17 protein-coding genes are annotated in these 16024 nt (G+C 31.9%); all 17 read right to left on the bottom strand.

Annotated features, from left to right (window positions below; all coding sequences use genetic code 11):
* Positions 1–30: 30 nt before the first annotated feature.
* Positions 31–600, bottom strand: a complete 570-nt coding sequence (gene scpB / locus ACYUJ6_RS06370) for an SMC-Scp complex subunit ScpB (RefSeq protein ID WP_461844995.1) — start codon at positions 598–600, stop codon at positions 31–33.
* Positions 584–1339, bottom strand: coding sequence for a segregation/condensation protein A (locus tag ACYUJ6_RS06365; protein ID WP_461844994.1), 756 nt, complete (start codon positions 1337–1339; stop codon positions 584–586). The genes scpB and ACYUJ6_RS06365 overlap by 17 nt, the downstream gene beginning before the upstream one ends.
* A complete protein-coding gene (locus ACYUJ6_RS06360) occupies positions 1340–2530 on the bottom strand; it encodes a tRNA nucleotidyltransferase/poly(A) polymerase family protein (RefSeq protein WP_461844993.1) in 1191 nt (396 codons plus the stop codon).
* Positions 2531–2632: 102 nt separating this feature from the next.
* Positions 2633–3844, bottom strand: a complete 1212-nt coding sequence (locus ACYUJ6_RS06355) for a D-alanyl-D-alanine carboxypeptidase family protein (protein WP_461844992.1) — start codon at positions 3842–3844, stop codon at positions 2633–2635.
* Between the two features lie 124 nt (positions 3845–3968).
* Positions 3969–4847, bottom strand: coding sequence for a site-specific tyrosine recombinase XerD (gene xerD / locus ACYUJ6_RS06350; RefSeq protein ID WP_461844991.1), 879 nt, complete (start codon positions 4845–4847; stop codon positions 3969–3971).
* A 256-nt stretch (positions 4848–5103) separates the two neighbouring features.
* Entirely contained in the window at positions 5104–5751 is a 648-nt protein-coding gene (gene spoIIM, locus ACYUJ6_RS06345) for a stage II sporulation protein M (protein ID WP_461845460.1), read from the bottom strand.
* A 75-nt stretch (positions 5752–5826) separates the two neighbouring features.
* Complete coding sequence (locus ACYUJ6_RS06340) at positions 5827–6348, bottom strand: NUDIX hydrolase (protein ID WP_461844990.1); 522 nt, start codon at positions 6346–6348, stop codon at positions 5827–5829.
* A gap of 67 nt (positions 6349–6415) precedes the next feature.
* A complete protein-coding gene (locus ACYUJ6_RS06335; protein WP_461844989.1) occupies positions 6416–6586 on the bottom strand; it encodes a hypothetical protein in 171 nt (56 codons plus the stop codon).
* A 60-nt stretch (positions 6587–6646) separates the two neighbouring features.
* Positions 6647–7462, bottom strand: a complete 816-nt coding sequence (spo0A, locus tag ACYUJ6_RS06330) for a sporulation transcription factor Spo0A (RefSeq protein ID WP_461844988.1) — start codon at positions 7460–7462, stop codon at positions 6647–6649.
* 279 nt (positions 7463–7741) lie between these two features.
* Positions 7742–8848 carry a SpoIVB peptidase gene (gene spoIVB / locus ACYUJ6_RS06325; protein ID WP_461844987.1) on the bottom strand — a complete coding sequence of 369 codons (1107 nt, stop codon included), beginning with the start codon at positions 8846–8848 and terminating at the stop codon, positions 7742–7744.
* 201 nt (positions 8849–9049) lie between these two features.
* Positions 9050–10744: a DNA repair protein RecN gene (gene recN, locus ACYUJ6_RS06320; RefSeq protein WP_461844986.1), complete on the bottom strand. Its 1695-nt coding sequence runs from the start codon at positions 10742–10744 to the stop codon at positions 9050–9052.
* 11 nt (positions 10745–10755) lie between these two features.
* A complete protein-coding gene (locus ACYUJ6_RS06315; RefSeq protein WP_461844985.1) occupies positions 10756–11208 on the bottom strand; it encodes an arginine repressor in 453 nt (150 codons plus the stop codon).
* A complete protein-coding gene (locus ACYUJ6_RS06310; protein WP_461844984.1) occupies positions 11195–12058 on the bottom strand; it encodes an NAD(+)/NADH kinase in 864 nt (287 codons plus the stop codon). Before ACYUJ6_RS06310 ends, ACYUJ6_RS06315 begins: the two co-directional genes overlap by 14 nt.
* Complete coding sequence (locus ACYUJ6_RS06305) at positions 12055–12876, bottom strand: TlyA family RNA methyltransferase (protein WP_461844983.1); 822 nt, start codon at positions 12874–12876, stop codon at positions 12055–12057. Before ACYUJ6_RS06305 ends, ACYUJ6_RS06310 begins: the two co-directional genes overlap by 4 nt.
* Before the next feature lie 19 nt (positions 12877–12895).
* The gene (gene dxs / locus ACYUJ6_RS06300; protein WP_461844982.1) at positions 12896–14770 is read right to left on the bottom strand and encodes a 1-deoxy-D-xylulose-5-phosphate synthase; all 1875 of its coding nucleotides are present in this window, start codon (positions 14768–14770) and stop codon (positions 12896–12898) included.
* Positions 14771–14847: 77 nt separating this feature from the next.
* Positions 14848–15729 (bottom strand): polyprenyl synthetase family protein, encoded by an 882-nt coding sequence (locus tag ACYUJ6_RS06295; RefSeq protein ID WP_461844981.1) that lies wholly within the window; start codon positions 15727–15729, stop codon positions 14848–14850.
* A 68-nt stretch (positions 15730–15797) separates the two neighbouring features.
* On the bottom strand, positions 15798–16016 hold the full coding sequence (locus ACYUJ6_RS06290) for an exodeoxyribonuclease VII small subunit (RefSeq protein ID WP_461844980.1): 219 nt from the start codon (positions 16014–16016) through the stop codon (positions 15798–15800).
* Positions 16017–16024 lie beyond the last annotated feature (8 nt).

Raw genomic sequence — 16024 nt, 5'->3', positions numbered from 1 at the left:
CTTTAGAGCTACTTCATACTTGAACCAATGTTATACAATTAAAGAATCTAAACTTGGAATATTGTCTACATTTTCAAGTCCAAAATACCTTAAAAATTCTTCTGTAGTACCATACAATATGGGTCTTCCAGGAACATTCAACTTTCCATTTTCTTTTATAAGTCTCTTTTCAATCAAAGTGGATATAGCTTTATCACTTTTTACACCTCTTATCTCATCTATATCTATTCTGGTTATAGGCTGTTTATATGCAATAATAGTTAAAGTTTCCAATGATGCTTGAGATAAAGATTGTTTTGAGTTATTTCCCAACAGATTTTCAACATAACTGCTGTTTTCAGATTTTGTTACCAGACTATATCTGTCATTATCTTTTAAAATTTTTATACCTCTGCAGCCTTCTTTATATGAATCTATCATTTCACTAAGTAAATTTCTCGTGAATTCTACATTACATTTTATTATTAGTGCAATTTGCTTAACAGGAAGAGCCTCTCCAGAAACGAATAATAGTGATTCTATTATGGAAAAATATCTGCTTCTTGACAATACCTTCTTCTCCAAAATTTCATAAGTATTTTTATCATCTTTGTTTTTCATTTTCAATTACCCTTTCTATATAAATTTCACTAAAATTTTCACTTTGCACTACAAATATTATTTTAAGCTTTATGAGTTCCAGAAGTGCAAGAAATGTAATTATCTTTTCTATTTTAAAAGGACAATTTTTCATAATAGCTGAAAATTCGACTTTTTTCTTTTTACGTACAATATTCTTTATATAAATTATCTTATCTTCTAATTTAAACTTATCCATAGGTATCTTTTTATACAATACAGTTTCATTATTAAATTTACTTGCATATTCTTTCATCAGCCTTGTATAATTCTCATACATATCCAACATAGTTATTCCCTTTAAAATCTCTGATATATCTTTTCCCTTCACCTCAATTATCTCTGGCTTTTTTCCATACATTCTGCCTATATTTTTACATCGTCCTTTCAAAAATTCAGCTGCCATCTTAAATTTTTTATATTGAAGAAGCTTGTCTACTAATTCCTTTCTAGGATCTTCTTTCTCATTTTCATCAGTTTCATCTAAGCTTACTTTTGGGAGAAGAGTTTTTGACTTTATTTCTATAAGTGAAGCTGCAATAACTATGAACTCAGATGTTATGTTCAAATCCATGTCTCTCATATCATTTATATATTTTAGGTACTGTTCTGTAATTTCATAGATTTTTATATCATATATGTTCATTTTATTTTTTTTTATAAGATGAAGCAGCACATCAAAAGGACCTTCAAAATTTTCTATTTTTATATTTAAAGACATCTAGATATTCTCCCCTAAATTTTCAGCTAAATATTTTTGTCCATATTTTATTCCAGCATTTAATTCAATTTTCATTATATGCTTTAAAATTCTTCCTATGGATTTTCCATCTTTTATTCCCTGAGAGACTATGTGAGCCCCATTTAAAGAAGTCTTATAATTACGTAAATTGTCAATGTAATTATATATCTTATATTCCAATTTAGGGTTCCAGCTTAAAAATATAAGTCCATAATCATTTACCTTTCCCAATATGGTATATAATTTATAATTTTCCATTGTATTTGTCAGCAAATTAACTAATTTATAAGAATTTTCACTAAAACATTTCATAGTACTTCTCAATTTCCTATCTAAAATTGAGTTTTCAATTAATATTCGAGTATACTTTTCATCTCGCAGAGAGTAAAACAACCTAAGAATTCTTATATCTATACTTGTACAATTATATGTTTTACCTTCAATGCCATTCATATCTCTATTTTCCAAAGGACGTTTATCTATATTAAATATTTTCAAATCATTACACAGATAAATGTTTTTTATCCACTTCTCTTCACCACACAAAAGATATATTTCTTTTATTATTCTATCACTACTTATGATATTAAATATACCCTTATCAATACATTTTTCTATCTCATATCTATCTTCCAACTTAAAATCATATCTGACAGCATATTTTACAGCCCTAAATATCCTAGTAGGATCCTCTCTGTAACTATTAGCATGTATTTTTTTCAATACCTTATTTTCTAAGTCCTTCATACCTCCATATATATCTATTATATCTTCCCTCTCAATATCATAGGCCAATGCATTTACAGTAAAATCCCTTCTATATAAATCCTCATGTATATATGAGGGTGAAATGGTAGGCAGTGCCCCATTTCTAGAATAGCATTCTTTCCTGCATCTTATTAAATCTATACTGACTCCATTTTTAAATACCAGTGAAGCTGTTTGAAACTTACTATGATACTGGCAATATTTTAATCCCTGTAATTGATTTAAAATATTATCGGGACTTCCATCCATACATATGTCAATATCTTTTATCCGGTACCCTAAAATAGCATCTCTAACGGCACCGCCAACTATGTAACACTTTATCCCCTTATAACTGCACAAATCTCTTATTGAGTTTATAATCTCTAACTCATTATAAGTAAATGCCTTTAAAATATCCATATCTTATTTTTCTCCTACAATTTTTATATAATAAGCAGAAAACCCAAATTGAATTTTCTGCCTTTATTATACTATATATTACCTGTACTAAAAGCATATACATTATATTCCCTGAGGTAAAACATTTCTGATATTATCTTTTAGATTCCCGAATATTCCTGGTTTTTTCACATTTCTATCACTGTGCAAATCAACTTTGCCTGCAAGTTCTCCATTTACATATACATCACAATACCCAACTTTTTCTCCCCTTTCATATTTCTTTCTGCTCTTGTCTATTACACATTTATAAGTAATTTTATTGTCCTTTCCCTTTTCAGTTACAACGGTTAAATCAGATGAGGCTTTAGCAATAAAAAACCTATCTCCCTTTTTGTTTAGATTAACCCTTTCCACATCTTTTTCCTTTTTAAAAACATTTTTGGAAGAATACTTTGAAAATCCATAGTTCATAAGCATACTTGCATCTTTATTTCTCACTTTATAGGTGGGTGATCCCATCACTATTGCAAGCATTCTCACTCCATCTCTAACGGAAGTGGCCGATATACAATACTTTGCTGAACTGGTGAACCCGGTCTTCAATCCATCACAGCCATTAAAAAACCTGACCAGCTTATTGTGGTTTACCAACTCTATAGGACTTTTTCTACCCTGGGATATGGTTTCCATATAAGTTCCCGTATACTTTAATATGGTAGGATGTTTTAACAATTCCCTGGACATAATTCCTATATCATAAGCAGTAGTATAATGTCCTTCTTCACTTAATCCCGTACAATTTTTAAATTCCGTATCCTTCATTCCCAACTGTGCTGCCCTTTTATTCATAAGATCTGCAAATGCCTCTTCACTGCCTCCTAAATATTCTGCCATAGCAACTGCTGCGTCATTTCCCGATGCTATTCCTATTCCCTTTAACAAATCTTCTACAGTCCTAACTTCCCCTGTATCCAGCAGCATAGAGCTTCCACCCATTTTTTTTGCATTTTCGCTGACAGTTACTTTATCTGACAGGGATATTTTTCCGGAATCCACGGCTTCCATACTTAAAAGCATAGTCATTATTTTAGTGACAGACGCTGGCTCCAGCTTTTCATGGGAATTTTTTTCAAATATTACCTTACCACTTGTGGGTTCTATAAGCAATGCGGACTTAGCATCCACATTCAAATCCGATTTTATAGCCTTAATCTCTGCTTTATCTGATTTAGTTAAAGGTTCAGCTTTAACAGATATGTTACACACATCCATTATAAGAAATGAACTCAATATTATGCTTGTTAAAATTGAAATCCTCTGTTTTCTTTTCATTTTACCTTTCTCCTTCCTTCAAAATATATTTTTCCCGAAATTAGTAATATTATCACACAAATGCAATAAAAAAATACATCAGTATTAAAAAAATTTAATACTGATGTATTTTTCCCTGTTTTCACTATGCTCTGGGATGAGATTTTTTATAGACCTCAGCAATTTTATTTCTTTTTAGAACCGATGAATATACCTGGGTGGCAGATAAATCCTTATGCCCTAAAAGCTCCTGTACAGATTTAATATCAGCTCCATTTTGAAGCAAGTGTACTGCAAAAGAATGCCTTAAGGTAAAAGCATTTATATTTTTATCTATTTTAGACTCTTTTGCATAATATTTTACTATTTTCCAGAACCCCTGACGGCTCATTTTTACTCCCTTTAAGTTTAGAAATAAAATATCCAAATTGTATACATTTAATTCCGGTCTTATATTTAAGTAATTTTTTAAATATTTTACAGCTACAGAACCTATAGGCACTATTCTTTCTTTATTTCTGGAATTATTACATTTTATATATGACAGCTTTAAATCTATATCATATATAGTCAAACTTAAAAGTTCCATTACCTTCATTCCGGCAGCATACATTACCTCCAGCATGGCCTTATCCCTTATTCCTTTGTCAGTACTTAAGCTTGGGGAATCAAGAAGTTTGTCTACTTCTTCTATAGTCAGTACTTCAGGCACATTGTGTTCTACTTTTGGAATTTGATAATACAAAATCGGATTTTCATTTACAATTCCCTTAAGCATCAGATATTTATAAAAATTTCTAAGAGACACAATATTTCTCACTATTGAAGAAATAGCTTTGCCTGCCTTTTGAAGATATTGTACATATGCCATTATAGATATAATTTCTACTTCCTCAATGTTTTCCTTCCTATCCTTTATAAAGTTATAAAATTTATCTATATCCCTTACATATGCATCCATAGTATTTTTACTCATATGTTTCTTTTCCAATTCTTTTGTATAACCCAATAAAAGGCCATTCAAAATTATCACCTGCTCTTTAGTGTTAGAATTCAAAATTTTAAAAACTGATTAAAGACAATGATATAATTATATATCAGTTCTATATTTTTACTGAATATGCCATTTACCAATATGCTGTTGTCATATGAATGGTATTTGATAATAAAATTATATAAAATAACATCTATAAATTTAGGCAGAAATATTCCGAAAAACATCAATATGAAAAAACATTTTAATACTCCTATGATAAAACTTGATTTTTCTTCATTGAAGATCATAGCAGTATTCCTTCAAAACCTGCTGCAACAAGCTTTATCATATTTGGAGTTAAATAAGCTTCCATAAAAAAACCCATGCACATTATCATTGCCACTATTAAAAAATATATGGAATATGATGTAATGCTGACCAAAATATGTGATTTCCATTGGACCTTGGATCTATCTTTAAATATCATCAGTGAAAATTCCATGGCAAATACAGATGAAAGTATTATACAAGGTATGTATATTATGTTCTGAGGCAGTATACCCAGCAGAGAAATCCATATTCCTTTTATCCCCATCTGGCTTATTATAAAACTCATGGAAAATCCTATAGTAAATCCTTTTACTATATCTATTACAAGTATTATTGGTATTCCTATCATTGTAAGTCCTAAAAACCATATGGCCAAAATTACAGGGATATTATTCTTTAAGGTTTGAAACAAAATGGACTTATAATTTACACTTCCGGAATCTATTGTAGTTGTAAAATTCTTAAGATAATTTACCAGATCGCTTTTTTCAAATCCTCCCATATATCTAACACTGTATATCCCCAGCACTATACCTGTAAAAAGGCATAGTAAACTTATAACATACAGCCAGAAATTATTTTTAATATGTTTATTTATCAAGCCTGAGACTTTATTTTCCAACACAATTTCATCCCCCTTTTGTTAATCATCTTCTCTAAATAATCTATGATTCACAAAAGAGTTATATGACTATATTTATATCATCATAAAAGCACATATGGTCTTGGCATCTACTATTTCTCCCTTTTTTATCATATCTTTAATTCTGCTTGCTTTAACTTCTTTAACATTTATAAATTCATCTTCATCGCCTATATCATTTCTCCCCTTGTATAGCTCTTCGGCTTTGAAAAAATATATATACTCATCACAAAATCCCGGACTTGTAACTATTTTGCCCATATATTCAAATTTACCGGCTTTATACCCTGTTTCTTCCTCCAGTTCTCTCATGCCGCAGACTTTTATATCTTCATTTTTTTCAATTTTACCCGCAGGTATCTCAAGAATACTCTTCTCTATAGGTTTTCTAAATTGTTCTACCATAAACAATGTATCACTATCTTTATAGGCAAGTATTGCCACTCCTCCCGGATGATTTACTATTTCCCTTTTACCCTCTCTGCCATTGGGCAGCTTAACTGTATGCAAATTCACTTCAATAATTTTACCACTGTATATTGTATCTTTTTTTATAGTTTTTTCAGAAAGATCCATATTCATACACTCCTAATACAAACCAATTATTGGTTTCAATTTTATACTTTACAACCATAATTGTCAATTACAGCTGACTTTCTATCTTTTCCACCAGCCTTTTATAATATCTTATAATTGATTTTAATTCTTCTTCCCTGTCCAGGTCATTTGATATATTTTCCCTAAGTTCATTTACTCTGCTTATAATTAAATTTTGTATATTTTTTATTTCTTCTAATTCTAACTCTATTTTCATATTAATATAGCCTCCTTACAAAAACTTCCATTCATTTAGAATGAACGGAAGCCTTTAAGTTTAACTAACCTTATTTTTAAGCCTGAGTTTATCGGCAACCATTGCAATAAATTCGGAATTTGTTGGTTTGCCCTTATCGTTATGTATAGTATATCCAAAAATCTTATTTATAGTTTCTACCTGACCTCTTGACCAGGCAACTTCAATTGCATGTCTTATAGCTCTTTCAACTCTGCTGGCAGTAGTATTGTATTGTTTAGCTATAGAAGGGTACAATTCTTTTGTAACTGCGGATAAAAGTTCCATATTATTTACAACCATAGTTATTGCTTCTCTTAAATACATGTAACCCTTTATATGTGCAGGGACACCTATTTCATGAATTATATTTGTTATCTCCTGTTTTAAATCAATGGGATTATCCTTGGAAAACCTTGTTTCATCATTATCTATAAATGACATGGTTTTTTTAATTTCATCTCCGCTGATGATGGTGTTGTTGAACATTTGTCTGATTCTTCTTGTAAGCACATTTATATCAAAAGGTTTTATTACATAATAATCCGCACCCAAAGTTATAGCTCTTTGAGTTATCTTATCCTGTCCAACTGCAGATAGAACTATTATTCTGGGCATTGGATTCATATTCATACTGTTTAATCTCTCCAAAACTCCCAGTCCATCAAGATGAGGCATTATTATATCCAGTACTACTAAATCCGGTTTTTTCTCTTCAATTAAATTAAGAGCTTCCACTCCGTCTTTAGCAATACCTGTAACCAATATATCTTTTTGGTTTAGAAGATAATCATTTAGAATGTTACAAAATTCTTTATTATCATCTGCTATAATTACACTTATTTTTGAATCCTCCATATTTTACTCCCCTTTTCTTAATTAATTCCCATATCTTAACAAATAATAAATTCGACAAAGGAATTTTAATTCCTTCTTTTTTTCTTAAAAAGTTTTATACTTTATACATCTATTCGCGGATTATCTTAAAATGAAGGGTTTGGGCTTTTTTATGCAGTTATAAAGATAGCATATAAAATGCTATCTTTATAACTGCATAATCTTATTTTAACATATTTTATATACTTTTTTAAGTTTTTCTATATTTTATATTATTTTATTGCTAATTCTTTATATTTTTTATCTTGATAAAATATTGGCATCTGTCAGCATCCAGTCTATATAAATACCATATCCTACTTCTGGTCTGTTTATAAGTACATGAGTCACAGCTCCCACCAACTTGTTATTTTGAATTATAGGACTTCCGCTCATACCCTGAACTATTCCACCGGTTTTATCCAGCAGTCTGCTGTCTGTAACCTTTATAACCATACTTTTAGGTCCGGGCAAATCCTGAACTAATAATTTTTCTATTTCTATATCATAGTACTCTGGTGTCTCTCCGGATATAGTGGTAAGAATTTTGGCAGGCCCTTCTTTTATTTCATTTCTAAGACCTACCTTAAGTGGTTTGCAGCCTTTATTTTTAAGCTCTGCATTTCCCTTTCCGAAAATTCCACATTCTGTATTCTTACTTATTTCACCCAATTTAAGCTCTTCATTTACAAATATACCTTTTAACTCTCCTGGATTTCCCTTTATTCCTTTTTTAACAGACACTATGGAAGAATCAACTATATCTCCAGAATTTATATTTAATTTTGTGCCTGTATCTATATCCACTATAGGATGACCTAATGCTGCAAACATTCCGCTTTTTTCATCATAAAAAGTTAGAGTTCCAATTCCTGCAGTAGAATCTCTTATCCAGAGTCCTATTCTATAATTATTGTCTTCTAACCCATTTACAGCCTTTACTATTTTCTCAATTTCATTTCCATTTCTCTCCACTACTATTTTTATATCTTTTCCTTTTGTTCTATTTATCTCAGCTTGTGTTTGCTCTGCATTTTTTACAAGACAGTCATTTACTTTAATTATATTATCTCCTATTCGTATACCAGCCAGTGCTGCCGGGCTGGTAACTTTCCCCCGGGAAGTCTGTATATCGGAAAGAGCCACCACAAGTACCCCTTTAGTATTCAATCTTATTCCAATTGGCTGACCTCCGGGGTATACTCTTATACCACCGGCTGCAACTGATTTAAATGCAGGTTTTGTTTTAAACGTCTGAGTCAAATTAATACCTTTATCTATATTTTCAACTTTATAATAAGCAACTGACATCATAAACAGGATGGGAATTAACATCCAACGCAATGTGATTTTTATTTTTTTATTCATGCTTTTACCTCCCGTCTTACACTGCTTTTTCTACGATTAAGTTGCCCTTTTAAATATGTTATTATGCTATCATATAGTTGCATCTATAGTTAATGTATTGTTTTTAAATATAAATTTATACAGAAAGTTAAAAGTCACCTTTTAACCATATCCAAAGTAAATACTTTACTTTAATTTGCTATGAGGCAACTTCCATAATTTTTATTTTTCAATTTTTTTTAAATCTGCCATTCTAACAAGTTCTTTAGCATGTTCCAAAGTTAGTGGTGTAACTTCAGCTCCTCCTATCATTCTAGCTATTTCATATTGTTTTTCCTGCTTATTCATTTTTTTGATTTTAGTGTAAGTTTTATTTTTAAAAACCTTTTTTGAAACCCAGTAGTGGTTATCGGACATACATGCAATTTGAGGCAGATGGGTAACACAAAATACCTGATGTTCCTTTGATATATTGTACATTTTTTCAGCCACCCGCTGCGCTATTCTTCCACTTATTCCAGTATCTATTTCATCAAAAATAATAGACGGGATGTGATCTCTATCCGCAAATACAGTTCTTAATGCCAGCATTATCCTGGACAATTCTCCTCCAGATACAACTTTTTGAAGAGGTTTTAATGGTTCTCCCGGATTAGTTGATATATAAAAAGTTACTTTGTCCATACCTTTCAAGTTGAATTTTTCTTCCAGCTTAACCTCTATTTTAAATATACATTTCTCAAGTCCCACAAATTCCAGTTCATTTTTTATATTTTTTTCCAAATCCACGGCTATCCTGCATCTGAATTCATGGATATCCTTGCTCTTCAATTTCATTTTATCCTCTAGTTTTAGTTTTTCCAGATTTAAATTTTCTATTACCTCGGAAACGTTTTTCATCTCTTTATATTGATTTTTTACCTTATCCCTATAATCTAATATGTCTTTTATACTGCTTCCATACTTTTTTTTAAAGCCGTTTATTTTGTATATCCTGCTGTTTATGGCTTCCAATTCCCTTTCGTCAAAACTGAAATTGTCTTTTATATCTCTTATTTCCTCTATGATTCCTTCTATATTGTAATAACTATCCTTAAGGGAAGTATATATTTTTTTTATCTGAGGTGCGGTATCCTCTATAGAAGCAAGCTGTTCTATAACCACCCCCAAATTATCATATATGGAATTATCGTCCTCTCCGCCGCCATAAAGATTCATATAGCACTTACTTACCGTATTGCTTATTTTTTCAGAATTTGATAGGATCTTAAATCTTTCATTTAATTCTTCTTCTTCACCTTGTCTTAAATTGGCAGAATCAATTTCATCAATCTGATATTTTAAAAAATCAACAAGCTTCTCTCTGTCTTCACTTTTGCCTGAAAGCTCATATATTCTGTTTTTTATATGACTCAAGCCTTCATAATCTTTTTCATAATCTCTTAACATATTGAAAATAGAATCTTCCCCATAATAATCCAGGTAATGTATATGGTTTTCCTCTGAAAGTAAATTTTGATTATCATGTTGTCCATGTATATCAATTAAAGTACTGCTTATATGCTTTAAATTCACCATTAAAATAGACTTTCCATTGATTTTTGCCACAGTCCTGCCAGATTGAAAAGATTCTCTGCTTATTATAACCAAATTTTCATTGGAGTCAATTTCCTCCTTGTTTAAAATTTCCAGAGTTCTGGGGTTTTCTATAGTAAAAACTGCCTCAACAAAAGTCTTATTTTCTCCAGTTCTTATTAAATCCTTATTGAATTTTCCTCCAAGAACATAGTTTATAGCATCAATTAGTATAGATTTACCAGCTCCTGTTTCTCCCGAAAGTACGTTAAAACCTGATTCAAAAGATATAGTCAATTTCTCTATAAGTGCAAAATTTTTTATGTTCAATTGAAGCAACATAAGCAACCCTCCTACCCAGAAATCATTTTTTTCATCTTTTGAGTTATATTTTGAGCCTTTTCATTATCTCTTGCCATTACAAATATTGTATTGTCACCTGCCAAAGTTCCTGCTATCCCAACAAAATTTAAGGAATCAATGGCTTCTGCTGCTGCTGCTGCAGAACCTGAAATGGTTTTTACCACCACAAAATTATCTACATTTTCAACACGTATAACCGTTTGACTAAATATATTTATGAGTTTATTTGACAAAACATTTTCAGTATGTGATATGGTTGCATATTTATACCTTCCATTGTCAGACAATACCTTTATGAGCTTCAATTCTTTTATATCCCTTGATACAGTTGCCTGTGTCACATTCATACCGCCTTTTTTAAGTCTTTCTGCAAGTTCCTCCTGAGTTTCGATGTCATTTGAATTAATAATTTCCAGTATTTTAGCATGTCTAGTTACCTTCATATACTTCACCTTCACATTCCTTTATCTTAAATGTAATTTTCTCCTTAAGCGTATTAAAATAATCATTATTATCAAATTTAATAAGTCTCCGTTTATTCTCGGATCTTCTTATTTTTATAGATTCCAATCCGCTTATTTCCATGCATCGTTGCCCATCTATGGATAAATATACACTTCCAAAATTTTTTTCCGCTGCTATGCTTATACGTGACCCGCTGTCCAATACAATAGTTCTGGCAGTTAAAGATTGTGAATACATAGGTGTGAGACATAATACATCCAAGGATGGATGTATTATAGGACCTCCTGCAGATAGATTATATCCGGTTGATCCTGTAGACGTGCAAACAATAATTCCATCTCCATTAAATGTATTGTAGAAAGTTTCATTTATATAGACATCATACCTTTGTATTCTAGAGCTGATTCCCTTGCACAACACCACATCATTTAATCCATCATACTTTTTAATTTCATTTCCATCATCATAACTGCACTGGAGCATATCCCTTTCTTCAACTATATATTCTTCCTTAAATAACCTTTCTAAAGCTTCCTTAACACTATTTATTTCCACCTGGGCTAAAAATCCCAGATGGCCTATATTTATCCCCAATATGGGGGTCCTTGATTTGAGTATATTTTTAGATGTGTTCAGTATAGTGCCGTCTCCGCCTAATACTATAATCACATCCAATGTATTACATTCATTTTCATCCAGTCCAATACAGTCTTCATATACTTTTATATTTATACCTTTGTCTATACTGTGTATACTTTTTATTATAAAGTTCAGCATTTTTTTGTTTAAGTCCTTTGTCGTATTAACATTAATCCCTATATTTCTCATATTTCCTCCCCATTGAGCCTAACATGTGATAATCCTACAACCTTAATTATATCCTCATATTTAAATGATTCATTAAAATCCTTCTTAGTAAAATATATAAGATATTCTATATTTCCCTGTGGACCTTTTATTGGAGAGTAATCTAATGAAATTATTTTCAAGTCATTTTCTCTCAAAAAAGTTACAATGCCGCTTATAACTTCCATATGAGTAGACTTTTCTCTAACTACACCTTTTTTTCCTACTTTTTCTCTTCCTGCTTCAAACTGAGGCTTTATAAGTGCTACTATACTGCCATTATCTTTTAATAAATTCACAACCACCGGTACAACTTTTTTCAAGGATATAAAAGAAACATCTATGCTTGCAAAATCTGAATATTCGCCTATTTGCTGGGGTGTTACATATCTTATATTAGTTCTCTCCATACACACCACCCTTTTATCTATTCTGAGCTTCCATGCAAACTGACCATATCCAACATCTATAGAAAACACCTTTTTAGCTCCATTTTGAAGCATACAATCAGTAAATCCGCCTGTAGATGCCCCTATATCCATACATATCTTATCTTTTAAATCTATATTGAATTTTTCTACAGATTTTTGTAATTTCAACCCACCCCGACTTACAAAAGGTAGTTTTTCTCCTTTAAATTCTACATTGGAGCTCTCTTTTACTTTTTGTCCACATTTATCAACTCTCTGTCCGTCTACAAATATTTCTCCAGCCATAATACTGGCTCTAGCTTTTTCTCTGGAAGGAAATACACCTTTACTCACTAAAAGTACATCTAATCTCTCTTTTGATTCCGACATAATAAACTCCCTCGCACCTTTAAAATGTATGACTCAATTCTACTGTTTTAAGCACATTATTTTCAATTCCCCTTGCATCCAGTCCATATAATTTATATAATATATCCGTCTTCCCATGCTGTACAAATTCATCTTCAAATCCTAAGTTTATTACCTTAACTTTCCCGCCTGCAGCATTTACATATTCCAATATATAAGAACCCAATCCTCCCCTTATTACATTGTCCTCAATAGTTATAATAGTAACTCCTTTTTCTATTAATTTATTGAGCATAATTTTATCAAGAGGCTTTGCAAAACAGGCACTTATAATTTTAACATCTATAGCTTTATCTTTAAGTCTTCGTGCTGCTAAAACTGCATGCTGTACCATTTTACCCTGGGCTATCAATGCTATTTCACCTTTATTTGATATACATTCCCACTTGCCCCTGTTAAAGGTTTTTAACGGCTGAAGCGGTATAGCATCTCCTCCCCTGGGATACCTTATAGCCACTGGATAATTTTGCTTTAATGCCCATTCCAGCATATAAGGCAATTCACCTATGCACTTAGGTGACATAATGGTCATATTTGGCATCTCCGTCAAGTATGACAGATCAAATACACCCTGATGTGTTTCTCCGTCTTCTCCTACAATTCCAGCCCTGTCTACTGCAAAAACCACGGGAAGTTTTTGCATGCAGACATCGTGAAGCAGCTGGTCATAAGCTCTTTGAAGAAAGGTTGAATAAACCGCAAAAACCGGTTTCAAACCCGAACTTGCCATTCCCGCAGCTAATGTAACCGCATGCTGTTCTGCTATGCCCACATCAAAAAATCTTTCTGGAAACTTTTCTGCAAACTTTTTAAGCCCCGTGCCATCTCTCATTGCAGCTGTTATGGCCACTATCCTTTTATTTTTTTCTGCCAGCCTGCTCATTTCATCTCCAAAGGTCTTGGAGTATGTATCAATTGAATCACCTATAGGCTCTCCATCCTCACACCTAAACGGACCTATGCCGTGGAATTTACCAGGATTTTTTTCTGCAAATTCATATCCCTTTCCCTTTTTGGTTATTATATGTATTATAACCGGGTTATCCACTTTTTTAGCTGAATTAAGAACTTCTGTAAGCTCTTTTATATTATGTCCATCTATAGGTCCCAAATACTTTATCCCCATATCTTCAAAAAACATTCCAGGAACCACCATCTGCTTTATCCCGTTCTTAAGCTTTTCAAGATATTTTGCCATTCCCTGGCCGATATTTGGTATTCTCTTTAATTTACTTTCCACCTCTTCCTTAAACCTGTTATATTTCGGATCTATTCTCAGTCTATTTAAATATTTAGATACTCCTCCCACATTCTTCCCTATAGACATCTGATTATCATTTAATATTATTATAAGTTTTGTTTTCCTGTACCCTACATCATTTAATGCCTCCAGTGCCATTCCTCCTGTTAAGGCTCCATCTCCTATAACTGCACAAACATTATAATGTTTGTGACACAGATCCCTTGCTCTTGCCATACCAAGAGCTGCAGATATTGAAGTGCTGCTGTGTCCGGTTTCAAAAAAATCATATATGCTTTCACATCTTTTAGGAAATCCGCTTATTCCTCCGAACTGCCTTAAGGTGTCAAATTTATCTTTTCTTCCCGTGAGGATTTTATGAACATAGGCCTGATGTCCTACATCCCATATAAGTTTATCATGATTCAAATCAAATACATTAAATAAACTCAATGTAAGTTCTACAACCCCCAAATTGGAAGCCAGATGTCCTCCCGTTTTAGATACCTTGTCAACTAAAAACTCTCTGATTTCTCCAGCAAACTGCTCCTGCTGCTTTAAGGACATTTTTTTTATATCGTTTATATCTTTATATTTATCCAATAAACTAAGCATTTTCATCTATCCTTTTTTATACAGCTTTCTTACTTTTTATTAATACAGCTGTATTATAAATGTTTTACACATCAAATTTATTTTTCCCTATTTAATAAAAACAAAGTTAAATCTTTCAGCTGGGAAGTGTTCCCTTTTACTTCCTCCAGTACATCTATACATTCACTTGTAATTGAATTGCACATTTCCCTGCATTTATTCAAACCATAAGTAGTTATAAATGTAGTTTTATTGTTATTCAAATCACTTTTTGCCTTTTTACCCAAAACAGCAGTATCTCCTGTTATATCCAATATATCATCTTTTATCTGAAAGGCCAATCCTAATTTTTGCCCATAATAATCCAGCTTGCTTATCTCCTGTTTATCCGCAGCTGCACATACCGCTGCTGAAACTATAGAACCCCTTATAAGAGCTCCGGTTTTTTTACTATGCATATAATAAAGCTGATCTATTGGTATTTTAGTATTTTCGCTTAAAATATCTACTGTCTGACCCCCTACCATTCCTTCAACACCAGCACTTTCAGAAATGATACTGCAGGCCTTTATAGAATTTTGCCCCCTGCCAATGCAGTGTTTAAACATCAGATTCATGGCCTCATTTAAAAGGCCGTCTCCTGCCAATATGGCAATAGCATCACCAAATACTTTGTGATTTGTTGCTTTGCCCCTCCTTAAATCATCATTGTCCATAGCCGGCAAATCATCATGAATTAAAGAATAAGTGTGTATCATTTCTATGGCTGATGCTATCTCCATAACTTCACTGTAATTATCTTTATAAAGTTTATAGGTTAAAAGAAACAACAGAGGCCGTATTCTCTTACCACCTGCATTTAAACTATATTCCATAGCCTGGTATATCCTTTTATTATAAGAACCTTTTCCTCTCATATAATTTTTCAAATATTCATCTATTTCACCCTTTAATTTTTCAATTATACTACTGGACTTCATAATAAACTCCCCCCATTCATATCATCTATTTGCCACCTATTGGCATATTACTTGTGTTTGGAAAATCTCTACAGTTTGCTGTCAAAATCTTCTTCTCCGCTTTCATTAAGAATTTTTATCTTACCTTCAGCTTCATTTAACATTTTATATAATTTATTACAGAGTTTTACTCCCTCTTCATAGCTCTTCATGCTTTTTTCCAGTGACAGCCCGCCTGTATCCATCAAGTTGACTATGTTTTCCAACTCCAGCATCACACTTTCATAACTTTCCTTTTTCTTAGGCATAAATACCC

This window comes from Clostridium sp. JNZ X4-2, from assembly GCF_054889485.1.
The sequence above is the reverse complement of the archived record's forward strand: the minus strand, read 5'-3'. Positions and strand labels throughout refer to the sequence as shown.